This is a genomic window from Nocardia goodfellowii, assembly GCF_017875645.1.
Lineage (GTDB): Bacteria > Actinomycetota > Actinomycetes > Mycobacteriales > Mycobacteriaceae > Nocardia > Nocardia goodfellowii.
On the sequence record NZ_JAGGMR010000001.1, the window covers coordinates 1,442,865 to 1,455,306 of the forward strand.

General features: G+C 67.4%; 12 protein-coding genes. 6 read left to right on the forward strand and 6 right to left on the reverse strand.

Features of this window, described 5'->3' with window-relative positions; genetic code table 11:
* Positions 1-259: 259 nt before the first annotated feature.
* Positions 260-2,215 (reverse strand): acyl-CoA dehydrogenase family protein, encoded by a 1,956-nt coding sequence (locus BJ987_RS06075; protein ID WP_209885465.1) that lies wholly within the window; start codon positions 2,213-2,215, stop codon positions 260-262.
* Positions 2,216-2,343: 128 nt separating this feature from the next.
* The gene (locus BJ987_RS06080) at positions 2,344-3,525 is read right to left on the reverse strand and encodes a DUF8462 domain-containing protein (RefSeq protein WP_209885467.1); all 1,182 of its coding nucleotides are present in this window, start codon (positions 3,523-3,525) and stop codon (positions 2,344-2,346) included.
* A gap of 111 nt (positions 3,526-3,636) precedes the next feature.
* Here BJ987_RS06080 and BJ987_RS06085 point away from each other — a divergent pair, with 111 nt between their 5' ends.
* The 4 genes from BJ987_RS06085 to BJ987_RS06100 all read left to right on the forward strand — a co-directional run bounded on the left by BJ987_RS06085 (position 3,637) and on the right by BJ987_RS06100 (position 6,214).
* A complete protein-coding gene (locus BJ987_RS06085) occupies positions 3,637-3,897 on the forward strand; it encodes a hypothetical protein (RefSeq protein ID WP_209885469.1) in 261 nt (86 codons plus the stop codon).
* A gap of 358 nt (positions 3,898-4,255) precedes the next feature.
* The gene (locus BJ987_RS06090) at positions 4,256-4,822 is read left to right on the forward strand and encodes a C40 family peptidase (RefSeq protein ID WP_209897912.1); all 567 of its coding nucleotides are present in this window, start codon (positions 4,256-4,258) and stop codon (positions 4,820-4,822) included.
* Between the two features lie 9 nt (positions 4,823-4,831).
* Positions 4,832-5,230, forward strand: a complete 399-nt coding sequence (locus BJ987_RS06095) for an RNA-binding S4 domain-containing protein (RefSeq protein WP_307869512.1) — start codon at positions 4,832-4,834, stop codon at positions 5,228-5,230.
* An 18-nt stretch (positions 5,231-5,248) separates the two neighbouring features.
* Positions 5,249-6,214, forward strand: a complete 966-nt coding sequence (locus tag BJ987_RS06100) for an MBL fold metallo-hydrolase (RefSeq protein ID WP_307869513.1) — start codon at positions 5,249-5,251, stop codon at positions 6,212-6,214.
* On the opposite strand, the gene BJ987_RS06105 is transcribed toward BJ987_RS06100, so the two are convergent.
* Positions 6,211-7,140, reverse strand: coding sequence for an NAD-dependent epimerase/dehydratase family protein (locus tag BJ987_RS06105; protein ID WP_209885473.1), 930 nt, complete (start codon positions 7,138-7,140; stop codon positions 6,211-6,213). The genes BJ987_RS06100 and BJ987_RS06105 overlap by 4 nt on opposite strands.
* A gap of 188 nt (positions 7,141-7,328) precedes the next feature.
* Here BJ987_RS06105 and BJ987_RS06110 point away from each other — a divergent pair, with 188 nt between their 5' ends.
* Positions 7,329-7,853, forward strand: a complete 525-nt coding sequence (locus tag BJ987_RS06110; RefSeq protein ID WP_209885475.1) for a hypothetical protein — start codon at positions 7,329-7,331, stop codon at positions 7,851-7,853.
* A 13-nt stretch (positions 7,854-7,866) separates the two neighbouring features.
* Here BJ987_RS06110 and BJ987_RS06115 read toward each other — a convergent pair whose 3' ends face one another.
* From BJ987_RS06115 to BJ987_RS06125, 3 genes are all read right to left on the reverse strand, one after another.
* Positions 7,867-8,958 carry an RNA ligase (ATP) gene (locus BJ987_RS06115; RefSeq protein ID WP_209885477.1) on the reverse strand — a complete coding sequence of 364 codons (1,092 nt, stop codon included), beginning with the start codon at positions 8,956-8,958 and terminating at the stop codon, positions 7,867-7,869.
* Positions 8,959-9,034: 76 nt separating this feature from the next.
* Positions 9,035-9,463 (reverse strand): DUF4189 domain-containing protein, encoded by a 429-nt coding sequence (locus tag BJ987_RS06120; protein ID WP_209885479.1) that lies wholly within the window; start codon positions 9,461-9,463, stop codon positions 9,035-9,037.
* 151 nt (positions 9,464-9,614) lie between these two features.
* Positions 9,615-10,586, reverse strand: a complete 972-nt coding sequence (locus BJ987_RS06125; RefSeq protein WP_209885481.1) for an NAD(P)H-dependent flavin oxidoreductase — start codon at positions 10,584-10,586, stop codon at positions 9,615-9,617.
* Positions 10,587-10,800: 214 nt separating this feature from the next.
* Here BJ987_RS06125 and fadD5 point away from each other — a divergent pair, with 214 nt between their 5' ends.
* Positions 10,801-12,378: a fatty-acid--CoA ligase FadD5 gene (gene fadD5, locus BJ987_RS06130; RefSeq protein WP_209885483.1), complete on the forward strand. Its 1,578-nt coding sequence runs from the start codon at positions 10,801-10,803 to the stop codon at positions 12,376-12,378.
* Positions 12,379-12,442: the final 64 nt, after the last annotated feature.

Sequence of the window (12,442 nt, forward strand, 5' to 3'; positions counted from 1 at the left end):
TGCCCGGTTGTCGGTATACATAGCCGCCCCGTTAGCCGTTCATACCTGCCGTTATGTACGCGTTGCGCAACTGACGCGGTAGATCGACTAGATCTTTCTCGTCTATCGGAAACATCTGTCTATCAATCAGTCTCGGATATCTCATAGATACCCCTAGATAGTGCTAGCGCGATGACAAGGGCCCTCGCCGGAAGTAGCGCGAGGGCCCTTGTATCGACAATCTTCAGTTATCTAGTAAATATCCAATATTGATGAATATTTACCCGTCGAGGGTGCCGGTCGTGCGCGTCGACGGCAGGAACGGATTGAGCAGGTTCGGTTCCGTGGACGCGCCCAGCTGCCACTCCGAGATCCACGGTCCGGTGCCTTCGCTCGGATCGAAGATGCCGCCCTCCAGCCAGGTGTAGCGGCCGTCCAGCACGCCGCGGGTGACGGCGCGATCCTCGTCGTCGGTGTTGTCCCAGAGCGCGCCGAACAACTTGCGGACCCGGACCCGGGACTGCTGGCAGAAGGCATCGGCGAGTTCGGCCGCGCCCTTGCCCTCCGGGGCGTCGCGCAGCGCGTGCGCCCGGACCACCGCCGCCGACATCGCGAACAGTTCGGCGCCGATGTCGACGATGCGGCCCAGGAAGTTCTGCCGGTACTCCAGGTTCGCCTGCCAGCGGCCCATGGCGTACATCAGCGAGCGCGCCTGCTTGCGCGAGTTGCGTTCGACGAAGCGCAGATGCTTTGCCAGCGCGCCGAATTCGGCGTAGGTGGCGGGCACCGTTCCGGTGCCGACGGCGAGCTGGGGGAACCATTTGGCATAGAAACCGGTAGCGCCCACAGCGGCTTTCGCCTTGTCCTTGAACTCGGCGTTGCGGTCCACCAGCGCACCCGCGGCGGACATGTGCGCGTCGGCCATCTCGCGCGCGATGAGCAACCGCATGATCTCGCTGGAGCCTTCGAAGATGCGGTTGATCCGCAGGTCGCGCACCAATTGCTCGGCCGCCACCGCTCTTTCGCCGCGAGCCGCCAGCGAGGCGGCTGTCTCGTAGCCGCGTCCGCCGCGAATCTGGATGAGCTCATCGGCGATGGCGCAGCTCATTTCGCTGGCCCACAGCTTGGCGAGCGCCGCTTCGATGCGGATGTCGTTGCGGGCCTCGTCGCACATGGTGGCCGAAAGATCCAGTACCGCTTCCAGCGCGTAGGTGGTGGCGGCGATGAAGGCGATCTTCTCGCCGACCGCCGCGTGCTCGCCGACCGGGCGGCCCCACTGCACGCGCGCGCCGCTCCACTCGCGGGCGATCTTCAGCGACCATTTCGCCGAGGCCGTGCACAGCGCGGGGATCGCCAGGCGGCCCGCGTTGAGAGTGGTGAGCGCGATTTTCAGCCCGTCGCCCTCGTGGCCGATGAGGTTGCGCCTGGGCACCCGGACGTCGTGCATCCGGGTGACGCCGTTCTCGATGCCGCGCAGACCCATGAACGCGTTGCGGCGCTCCACGGTGATGCCGGGGGAGTCGGCCTCCACCACGAACGCGGAGATGCCGCCGCGGTGGCCCTCGCTCTTGGGCACGCGCGCCATCACGACGAGCAGCTCCGCGACAACGCCGTTGGTGGTCCACAGCTTGACGCCGTTGAGCACGTAGGCTTCGCCGTCCTCGGTCGGCGTCGCGGTGCTGGCCATGCGCGCCGGGTCCGAGCCGACGTCGGGCTCGGTGAGCAAGAAGGCGCTGACCGCACCCGCCGCACAGCGGGGGAGGAACTCGGCCTTCTGCTCGGGCGTGCCCGCCAGCTTGAGTGGTTCGGGGACACCGATCGACTGATGCGCCGACAGCAGCACGCCCAGGCTGGCGTGCGCCGAACCGACCAGCATCAGTGCGCGGTTGTAGCCGACCTGGGAAAGCCCTTGTCCGCCATAGGATTCCGGTATCTTCAGGCCGAAGCAGCCGAGTTCGGCCAGACCCTTGACCACCTCGTCCGGAATGCGGGCCGTCGCTTCGATCGCGGCGCCGTCGATGCTTTCGCAGAACGGGCGCAGCCGAGCCAGGTAGGCCTCGGTGCGTGCGGCGTCCGCGGCGTCGGGCCGGGGATAGGGATGGATGAGGTCGAGCCGGAACCGTCCGAGAAACATCTCCTTCGCGAACGAGGGCTTGGCCCAGTCGGTTTCGCGAGATTCCTCGACGAGCGCGCGGGACTGTTCTTCGGTGGCGTCGACTTTGGCGGTGGTCGCCATGATGTCCTCCTTCGGAGGTGATCAGCGTCACATCCGAGTGTAGGAACAATGGTTACCCGCCGGTAGGCGTTTGCCCGAGATTTCTAACGATCTCTAATGATCTTGTTAGAGAGGCGAATACACAGCAATCACACGCTGCGCAGATAGCGTCCGAAGTGCGGGACGGTGAAGCCGATGGTGCCCCGCTCCGCCGAGTAGATCAGTCCCTTCTTGATCAAGCCGTCCCGTGCGGGGGATAGGGACGCGGGCTTGCGGCCCAGCTCCTGAGCCACCGCCGAGGTCGCGACCGGGCCGTCGTCACCCGACAGATCGGCCATGGCGCGCATGTACTCGCGCTCGGCCGGCGTCGCGCGCTCGTAGCGCGAACCGAAGAAGCCCACGGCCAGTTCCTCTTCCGCCGCCGGGGCGGCCACCTCCACGTCCTCGGCGGTGATGGGACTCTCCGGCGCCTGATCCCAGGACGCCTTGCCGTAGGCCTGCACGAAGTACGGATAGCCGTCGGCCTTCTGGTACAGGGCATCCAGGGCTTCGTCGGTGAACTTCACGTCCTCGCGGCGCGCGGGCGCGATCAGGGCCTGATCCGCGGACTCGCGGTCCAGCCGGTCGATGCGGTGATAGCTGAACAACCGCTCGGAATAGCTCTTAGACGCGGACAGCACCGCGGGCAGGTGCGGGAGACCGGCGCCGACGACGATCAAAGGCGCGGCGTCCTGGCTCAATTCGTGGCAGGCGCCGCAGATGGCGGACACGTCGGCGGGGCCCAGATCCTGCATCTCGTCGATGAAGATCGCGATGCCGACCCCGATATCGCTGGCCAGCGCCGCCGCTTCCTTCAGCAACTCGACCAGGTCGATCTCGATGTCACCGGAATCGGCGCGGCCCGAGATCGCCGGGACGTCGATGCCGGGTTGCCAGCGTTCCCGCATGCCCTTGTCGGCGGTGGAGCGAAGCGCGAAGGCCTTGAGGATGCCGAGGAAATCGTCGACGCGCTCGGGATCGCGGTGTGCCATCGCGACCGCGCGGGTCGCCATGTGCAGCGCGGAGGAGAGTGGGCGGCGCAGTTCCTGGTCCGGGCGGGCCTCGATCTTGCCGGTGCCCCAGCCGCGGTTGATCGCCGCGGAGCGGAGTTGGTTGAGCAGCACCGTTTTTCCGACACCGCGCAATCCGGTGAGCATGACACTGCGTTCGGGCCGGCCGCGCGCGATGCGTTCCAGCACGATGTCGAAAGCGGTGAGTTGCTTGTCGCGCCCGGCCAGTTCGGGTGGGCGCTGACCGGCTCCGGGAGCATACGGATTCCGCACGGGGTCCATACCCTGACACCGTAGCGCTTGAAGTCCGTAAAATCTGGGGCAATCTACGGACTCTTCTAGACGCGGCAATTTTGTCCTTGCCATTGCCGCGGAAGTCTCTACCCTGAGCGGGTGTCCGAGGAAACCGTTCCCCATACGACCGCCGAGGTAGTCCAGTCCTGGCATGTGCCCCCGGGGGCCACGCAGGCGGAGGTGATCCGGTCCAACATCCTGGTCGCGATCGAGCAGGGGTACGACGATCCGCAGCTGGTCGCGGACCTGGCGGTCGGGCCGCTGGTAATGGCGTTGGGAAAACTCGAGATCGGGCTGGCCGACGCGCGCCGGCGGATCGCCGAACTCGAACGCGCGCTCGCCGAGCGGGATTCCCGGTAATCAGGTGGAACCTCGTCGGCCGGTGTGCCCGGTAACGCCGCGGGTTGCTCACCGATATCGAGTTGTAATACCCCGTATCCCTGCCGCAGGCAGGGCCCCGTCCTGGGGTTTTGCTGTCGCACAAGAATATGCGTAGCTGTGCGCTGGACAACACCGGGTCCGCGCCGTAATCTTCTCGTGACTTAGTGGAGTCTGTCGCTCGTAAGAGAAGCGGCGCCACGAAGTCACCTCTGATCGGTCGTCGGGGCCTCGGGTCCCCGGTCAGTGGTGGAGTATGAAACGGAGACTCAGCTCGGTGGGTAGACACAGCTTGCAGCGGGAATCTCGGTTGCCGAATTCCGTAAAGGGCGCCATCGTCATGGGCGCTATTGCTACGACCGGCGCGATGCCCGCCATTCAGGCGCAGGCCGCGACGATCAACGTCCCCGGTATCGGCGACTTCGATGTCCCGGTTCCGCAGGAGTTCGAGGTGCAGGCCCAGGACCTCGGTAAGCAGCTGGGCCAGGCCCTGTCCACGATGCCGCCGTCCGCCCTCGGCACACTGCCCGAGTCGAACATGCTTCCCTGGGAAGCTCCTTCGTCCCCCGCGGACATCGCGCTGGACGCCGCCAAGACCAAGGTCGGCGCCGCGTACTCCTGGGGCGCCTCGGGCCCGTACAACTTCGACTGCTCCGGTCTGGTCCAGTGGGCCTACAAGCAGGCCGGAATCGAACTGCCGCGCACCAGCTTCGAGCAGTCGCACGTCGGCGCGCCGGTGGCTTTCCAGAACCTGCAGCCCGGCGACATCGTCATCACCAACGGCGGCGGCCACGTCGGCATCTACGCCGGCGACGGCAAGCTGCTCAACGCGGTCCAGTCGGGCACCCCGGTGTCCTACACCCCGCTGCGGCCCGACCAGGTCGTCACGGCACGCCGCGTCGTTTAACTTGTAGGGGTGGCCCCTACCGAACGGATTGCTCCCGTCCAGGCCCGCGTCGACGCGTGGACCTGGGCGGTCCGTCTTTTCAAGACCCGTTCCGCCGCCGCCGAAGCCTGCCGGGGCGGCCACGTCCGCGTCAACGGCGCCACCGCCAAACCCGCCCAGACGATCAAGCTCGGCGATGAGATCCGTATTCGCGGCGGCGGTCTCGAACGCATCGTGATCGTGGAGCGGATCGTCACCAAGCGCGTCGGTGCCCCGATCGCCGCGCAATGCCTGATCGATCGCAGCCCGCCGCCGCCACCGAAGGAACTGCTCGCGACCCTGCCGGTGCGGGACCGCGGTTCCGGCCGGCCCACCAAACGCGAACGGCGCGAGACGGATCGGCTCCTGGGCCGCACCGACCAGCTCTGATCCGTTACCGTGGCAGTCGTGCCAGATTCCGACGGTTCCCGCGAAGGGCGCACACCCACCCTGCCGACCATCCTGCGCTGCTGTGCCGCGCTGGCCGCGACACCGCGCCGGCTGTTGCGGCCGCGTCGCGCCGATCAAGCCTTCCTGGCCGGGTTGACCCTCGCCGACGCACCTACGCCCGCCGCTACCGTCCGGCTCACAGTCCTTGCGCAGGGTGCCATGTCGGCGCCGGAAACCATTGTGGCCGAGGGTGTTCGGAGCCTGCGCGAACTGCCGCTGACGATGGCGGCGTTTCTCGTCGAGCATCCCGAGGCGCGCTTCCTCATCGATCCCGCGCTGTGCTCGGGTGTGCACGACCGGGTGATGCCCGAGTTGCCGTTCCCGGTTCCGCTGCTGGTGGCACCGGACAAACCGGTGCTCGGCCTGGCCGACGCACTCGCGGCCCGGGACATCGACGGCGATGACATCGATTTCGTGATCCCGACGCACCTGCACTGGGATCACATCTCCGGCTTGCTGGAGCTGCCCGCTTCGGTGCCGGTCAGACTCCCTGCGGCAGAGCATGATTGGGCACTGCGTGGCGCGCACGCGCCGATCGGGGTGGCGCGTGGTCCGCTGCGTGAACGGACTTTCGATCTGCTCGAGCTGGATGGTCCGCCGGTGCTCACCTTCTCCCGTAGCAAGGATCTGTTCGGCGACGGGTCCGTTGTGCTGGTAGAGCTCGCGGGGCACACTCCCGGCAGCATCGGCGTACTGCTGGCCGTCGACGACGGCACCCGGGTATTGCTGGCCGGGGATTCGGTCTACAGCACACTGCAGATCGACCTGCTCCGGGAGAAAGCCCCGATGCCGGGGTTGCTCTTCGACCACGACCGGGACGCGGCCTTCACCACCATCCACCGGCTGCACGCGCTCCCGCCCGGCATCGAGGTGATCGCGGGCCACGACCACGCCGCCGTCACCGCCCGCGCCGCCAAGAATTAGCGCCGGTCGTCCACACCGAGCCCGTCGCGCACCGAGCGATGGTCCGGCGTCCAACCCAGCTCGCGCCGTGCCTTTTCGCTCGACACCCGCATCGACGTGTCCGACATGAGGCAGGCCAGGTACGGCACGGTCAGGCGGATCAGCCAAGTGGGCAGGGCCAGCGGGCGCGGAGTGTGGTGGTGCGCGGCGACCGCGTCCATGAACTGCCGCCAGGTGATCGGCTCGTCGTCGGCGATGTTGTAAGCCGCACCGCGGCGGCCGTTTTCGAGCGCCGCGACAGTCGCGTGGGCCGCGTCGGCGACATGCACCCAACTGATGTATCCGCCGCCGCCCATCGGGATGACCGGCACGCGCTTGCGCATCAGGTCGGCGAACATATCGCTGAAGGCCCGCGGGCCGTAGAACAGGCCGTAGCGCAACGCGATTCCGTCGAGGTCGGCCGCGAAGACCTGTTCCTCGGTGGCCCGGCAGCCCGCCACCACCGGGTCGGCGTAACCGCCGGTTTCCACACCGAACGGATCGGCCTCGGTGATCGGGCGGTCCCCGTGGTCGAAGTAGCCGTAGCCGGTGATCAGCGACTGGGTGACGAATCGGCGCGCGCCGACCAGCTCCGCCGCCTCCAGCAGATGCGCGGTTCCCTTGCCGCGCAACGCGTTTGTCGGATCGTCCGCCTTCAGTCGGGGGCCCGCGCCCTTCAGGGCGGTCGCTTCGTGCAGCACGGCGTCGGCGCGGAGCCCGGCCACCGCGCGCAGCAGTCCGTCGCGGTTCAGCACATCGGCGGCCACCGGCTCGGCGCCGAGCTGCCGGATCAGTCCGTGGCTCTCCGGCCGTCGGGCCAGCGCCAGCACCTGGTGACCGCGGTCGGTGAGCGCTGTGATCAGGGGCTGTCCGATCGCGCCGGTCGCCCCGGCAAGCAGAACTCGCATCGTCTTCTCCTGTTCGTAGCTGGTACCCCTTGGACGAGACAGCGCCGGATGATGTGACGAGGCGTGACGCAGCACACGATGGCGGCGAAGTACACGATGGCGACACAGCCGCTGACCGCGCTTGCCGGGTTCCGGTGGCGAACCGGGGAAGAATCCGTGCCGAACGCCACCGCCGAAGGAGCCGGATCTTGGGAGAGTTCGTCGCATACAGCCCGCAGGAACTGCGTCAGCATGCGCTGCGGCAGCGTGACCCGGAGTTCACCACCTGGCTCGCCGCGATGGACGGAGACCTGGCGCGTCTGGCCCTCGACGAAGCGCCGGAGCTCGGCCCGCGGCCCTGGGGGCAGGATCGGCTGCCGATCTTGGAACAGGCGCTGCTGCGCCACTTTCCGACCGGCGGATTGGCGCCGACGATGGCGCAGTACGCGCTGTTCGAGCGGTTCGCCCGGGGCGTCGGTCATATCTTCGCCAGCACGTTGGACGGCGCGTGGGTGTACGCGACCCCCATCGTCGCACCCGGTGCACCGGCCCATCCCGTGGTGGAAGTGCCGCCGTTGCCGGTGTGGATCGACCCGGGCGCTTTCCTCGGTGCGGCACTGACCCGGCGCACCGGCGTCGTTTTCGACGCCGCCTACGAGGTCGCGGCCGCCGAGCACCGGCAGTGGATCGACGCGGGCAGCCCGGACCCGGAGCAGTGGGCCCGGACCCACTGACTCCGGGCTTCGGTCACTCGTATTCGGTGCCGCCGTCGCGGAGCAGGTACGCGTCGGACACGATCTTGCCGATGGCGCGACCGCCGAGGACGGGCGCGTACCGTTCGATGGCGGGCCGGACCACCAGGCCCTCCCGGATGTTCGCGCCGGTACCGGTGACGGTTTCGGCGCCCTCGGCGAGTTCGAGCAGGGCCTCGGCGTCGTACGGGCCTTCGTAGAGGACGGGTACGCGGGGCACGGAGATCCCGAGATCGCTCAGTACGGAGCCGATTTCGGCATGGCTCAGCCACCGCACCGGTTCCGGGTCCGGATCGATCGCGATATCGAACAGCGCGTAGCCGAGGGTCTCGTCGTGCGCGGCGGCGGCACCGTAGTGCAGGTCCTGGACGCCCTGCCCGTACACCTCGCCGAAGAACGCGACCCGCGCGAGACCCAGTGCGGCGCTGAGTTTCCGGGCCGCCTCCGGCAAGCCGTGCCGCTGTACCGCGCGCCAGTACAGGTTGCCCTCGGCCGCGACCAAGGCCAGCGATTGCCCGCCGATGCCCTTGGAGGACACCTGAACTCGGTCGCCCTCGCGGATATAGGTCATCAGGCACGCGCTGCCGTGGATCTTCTCGGTCGCGACGACCGGCTCCCCGACCTCGAAGATTCCCGGATACCGCTTGATGTTCTCCACATCGATCCACCGGATCAGCTCCGGCGCCGGCTCGACCTGCCCGGACATCGCCACCGGAATCGGCGGCACCCACTTGGTGATGCCGAGCAACTCGGCGAAGTCGGTCCGTTCGGCCGCGGCTTGCGCCAGGTCTGTTCCCGCCATGGCCGCCGGACGGCACACGATGCCCTGCGACACCTCACCGCGCAGCCGGACCGTTTTCACCCGATTGCGCTGTGGGCCAGCCAGTTTCCCGGTCAGCCCGAGCTCCTCAATCAGCGGCTCGGGCAGGATCGCCTGCTCCGGGATGTACAGCGCGTAATCGCCGGTCGCGAACTGCGACTTGGCGACCACGGCTCGGTACAGGCCGACTTGGGCCAGCTCGAGCCGGTCGGCATTCGCATGCGGATGGACTACGAGTTCTTCGACAGTGACAGACAGCGTGGACATGGGCATCCCCCTCCAGAAGATCGCGCCAGCCTACGTCCGCGCCGTCCGCGTCGTCGAAGCATTTTCGGCTGGGCTGTCAGCCGGTGCAGTGCGAGATCAGGATCTCGGCGGTCTTGGGCGCCGCGCTACCGAGATCGGGGAACGGCGGTGCGAGCGGCCCGAGATTGCGGATCGCGTCCTGTTCGGCGATGCGCAGGGTGGGGCCGTAGCCCTCGGTCCACTCGTTGTCGGAGTTCACCGCGATGGCGGCGCACCCGTCCCGGAAACGCGCGACGACGATGCAGTCCGCGCCGCCGCATTCCTCCAGCGCGTTGGCGTCCGACGTCGCCCAATCCGGATAGTTCACGGCCCACGCGGAGTCGCCGTTGTTCTCGTTCAACGCGAGCGAGCCGTACAGACTTCCGTCCGGCCCCGGCTCGGCCTGTGCCACTCCGGCCCCGGCCGTGGCGAAAGCGGCCGTGGCCGCCGTGACCAGAGCGAGGGCGGCCTTGCGCGACAGTGACATTCGAATACTCCCAGCTGATGAAGAAATCCCGACCAGGGCGCGATCCTTACCGAAATATCAGGTTTGTCCAAAATTGGACATACTGATCGGTACTTAACCCCTGGTGGGACGACTTCGTCAGGTTCGGCCTGAAAGATTCATTCGGCAGTCATCAGGCGACCAAGTCGGCCAACCGTGCCTTGATGAGCGACTCCGCCTCGGTAACCATCCGCTCGATGAGTTCCGCGCAGCTCGGAATGTCATGGATGAGGCCCTGCGCCAGGCCGGCGGACCAGATGCCCGCGTCGAGGTCGCCGTCCTCGAAGACGCGACGGCCGCGGGCGCCGGAAACCAGTTCGCGGACATCGTCGAAAGTGCCGCCGGCCTTTTCGATCTCGACGACCTTGCGGCTGATCTCGTTGTCCGCGACGCGGGCGGTATTGCGCATGGTGCGGAAGATCAGCTGGGTGTCGAGTTCGCTGTTGGCGACGATCTTTTCCTTGACCCGCTGATCGATCGAGGACTCCTGGGTGCACAGGAAGCGGGTGCCCATATTGACGCCGTCGGCGCCGAGCGCGAGGGCGGCGACCAGGCCGCGGGCGTCCGCGATGCCGCCGGAGGCGATCATCGGGATCTCCAGCGCGCGGGCCGCGGCGGGGATCAGGATGAGGCCGGGGATGTCGTCCTCACCCGGGTGGCCCGCGCATTCGAAGCCGTCGATGCTGACGCCGTCGACGCCGATCTTCTGGGCCTTGAGCGCGTGCCGGACGCTGGTGCACTTGTGCAGCACCTTGATGCCGGCGTCGCGGTAGTAGGGCAGGAACGGCTCCGGGTTGCTGCCCGCGGTCTCCACGATCTTGACGCCGCTGTCGATGATCGCCTGGACGTATTCGGCATACGGCGGCGGGTTGATCGACGGCAGGATGGTGACGTTCACGCCGAACGGCTTGTCGGTCAGTTCCCGGGTGCGCGCGATTTCCTTGCGCAGGTCCTCCGGGGTGGGCTGGGTGAGCGCGGTGAGGAAACCGAGGCCGCCCGCCTCGGCGACGGCGGCGACGAGTTCGGCGCGGCCGACCCACATCATGCCGCCCTGCACGATCGGGTGCTCCACCCCGAAGGTCTCGGTGAACCTGGTACGCAGCATCGCGCTCTCCTGTTTGTCTGTCGGTCTTCGGCCTTGATGGTGACATGGGAGTAACTGCCTATACAACCCGTAAGTGAGCCACGATTCGCTAGAAATTGATCGATTACCTCGATTTCGGGCAGATGGATTCGCTCTTGCCGCACAATTAAGTTAGTTGTTATTCTCGTCTCAGTCCGACCCCGGCGGTGTGGGTCGGCGGCGAGGAGCTCAACTCATGACCAACGGTGCCCAAGCGCTCGACGAGCCGATCCGTTCGCGGCGCAACCACTGGAACAACCAGATCGCGACGCACGCGCTGATGCGGCCCGACGCGGTCGCGCTGCGGTTCCGTGGCGAGGACACCACCTGGGCTCAACTGCACGAGCGTTCGGAGAAGTTCGCCGACGCGCTGGCCCGCCGCGGCGTCGGCTTCGGCGACCGGGTCCTGTTGCTCGCGCTGAACTATCCGCAGTACCTGGAGGCCGTCTTCGGCATCAACGCGCTCGGCGCGATCGCGGTGCCGGTGAACTTCCGGCTCACCCCGCCGGAGGTCGCCTACATCGTGAGCGACAGCGGCGCGAAGGCGATCGTCACCGACACGGTGCTGCAACCACTGGCCACCGCGGTGCTGGCACAGGCCCCCGCGCTGGAGACCTGCGTCGTCATCAACGGCACATCGGGCGAGGGCGTGCTGGGCTTCGAGGAGCTGCTGGCCGAGGGCGGCGAGCCGCACACTCCGCTCGACATCCCCGAGGACACTCCCAGCCTGATCATGTACACCTCGGGCACCACCGGCAGCCCGAAGGGCGCGGTGCTCTCGCACGCGAATATGAACGCCCAGGCGCTGACCTGCATCCGGGCCATGGACATCACCCCGGAATCGGTCGGCTTCTGTACCTCGCCGCTGTTCCACATCGCCGGATTGGGCAGTCTCGCACCGTATTTCCTGCTCGGCGGCAAGACCGTCCTGCATCCGCTGGGCGCCTTCGACGCGACCGAGTACCTGGACGCGGTGGAGCGGGAAGGAGCCACCACCGCGTTCTGCGTGCCCGCGCAATGGCAGCTGATCTGCGATGAGCCGACCGTCAAACAGCGCAAGCTGGCGCTGAAGATGCTCAGCTGGGGCGCGGCGCCCGCCTCGGACACGGTGCTGCGCGCCATGGCCGACTGCTTCCCGGACGCCCAGAACGTCGCGGTGTTCGGACAGACCGAAATGTCGCCCATCACCTGCGTGCTGGAGGGCAAGGACGCGATCGCCAAGCTGGGCTCGGTGGGCAAGCCGATACCTACCATCCAGAGCCGCATCGTCGACGACGAGATGAACGATGTCGCGCCCGGTGAGATCGGCGAAATCGTCTACCGCGGACCGACTCTCATGCAGGGCTACTGGAACAAGCCGGAAGCCACCGCGGAGGCGTTCGAGGGCGGCTGGTTCCACTCCGGTGACCTGGTGCGCCAGGACGCGGACGGTTTCCTCTACGTCGTAGACCGCAAGAAGGACATGATCATCTCCGGCGGTGAGAACATCTACTGCGCCGAGGTGGAGAACGTGCTGTTCGCGCACCCGAAGATCCGCGAGGCCGCGGTCATCGGGCGGGCGCACGAAAAATGGGGCGAGGTGCCGGTCGCGGTGGTGGCGCTCACCGACCCCGCGGGCGAGCTGAGCATGGCGGAACTGGAACCGTTCCTGAACGAGAACCTGGCCCGCTACAAGCACCCGAAGGACCTGGTCGTGGTGCCGGAACTGCCGCGCAACGCCAGCGGCAAGGTGGTGAAAGTACAGCTGCGCAAGGACTATTCGAGCGGTGCCTGATCGGCGGTGTGCGCCGCGCTCCGCGTGGTCACGTCCGGCCGGCTGAGTTCACACCTGCGGATAC

Excerpts from the sequence above, each read along its gene's own strand:
- BJ987_RS06090 (WP_209897912.1), top strand. The coding sequence starts at position 4,256 with ATGGGCGCTATTGCTACGACCGGCGCGATGCCCGCCATTCAGGCGCAG.
- BJ987_RS06105 (WP_209885473.1), bottom strand. The coding sequence starts at position 7,140 with ATGCGAGTTCTGCTTGCCGGGGCGACCGGCGCGATCGGACAGCCCCTG.
- BJ987_RS06125 (WP_209885481.1), bottom strand. The coding sequence starts at position 10,586 with ATGCTGCGTACCAGGTTCACCGAGACCTTCGGGGTGGAGCACCCGATC.
- BJ987_RS06080 (WP_209885467.1), bottom strand. The coding sequence starts at position 3,525 with ATGGACCCCGTGCGGAATCCGTATGCTCCCGGAGCCGGTCAGCGCCCA.
- BJ987_RS06120 (WP_209885479.1), bottom strand. The coding sequence starts at position 9,463 with ATGTCACTGTCGCGCAAGGCCGCCCTCGCTCTGGTCACGGCGGCCACG.
- BJ987_RS06075 (WP_209885465.1), bottom strand. The coding sequence starts at position 2,215 with ATGGCGACCACCGCCAAAGTCGACGCCACCGAAGAACAGTCCCGCGCG.
- fadD5 (WP_209885483.1), top strand. The coding sequence starts at position 10,801 with ATGACCAACGGTGCCCAAGCGCTCGACGAGCCGATCCGTTCGCGGCGC.
- BJ987_RS06115 (WP_209885477.1), bottom strand. The coding sequence starts at position 8,958 with ATGTCCACGCTGTCTGTCACTGTCGAAGAACTCGTAGTCCATCCGCAT.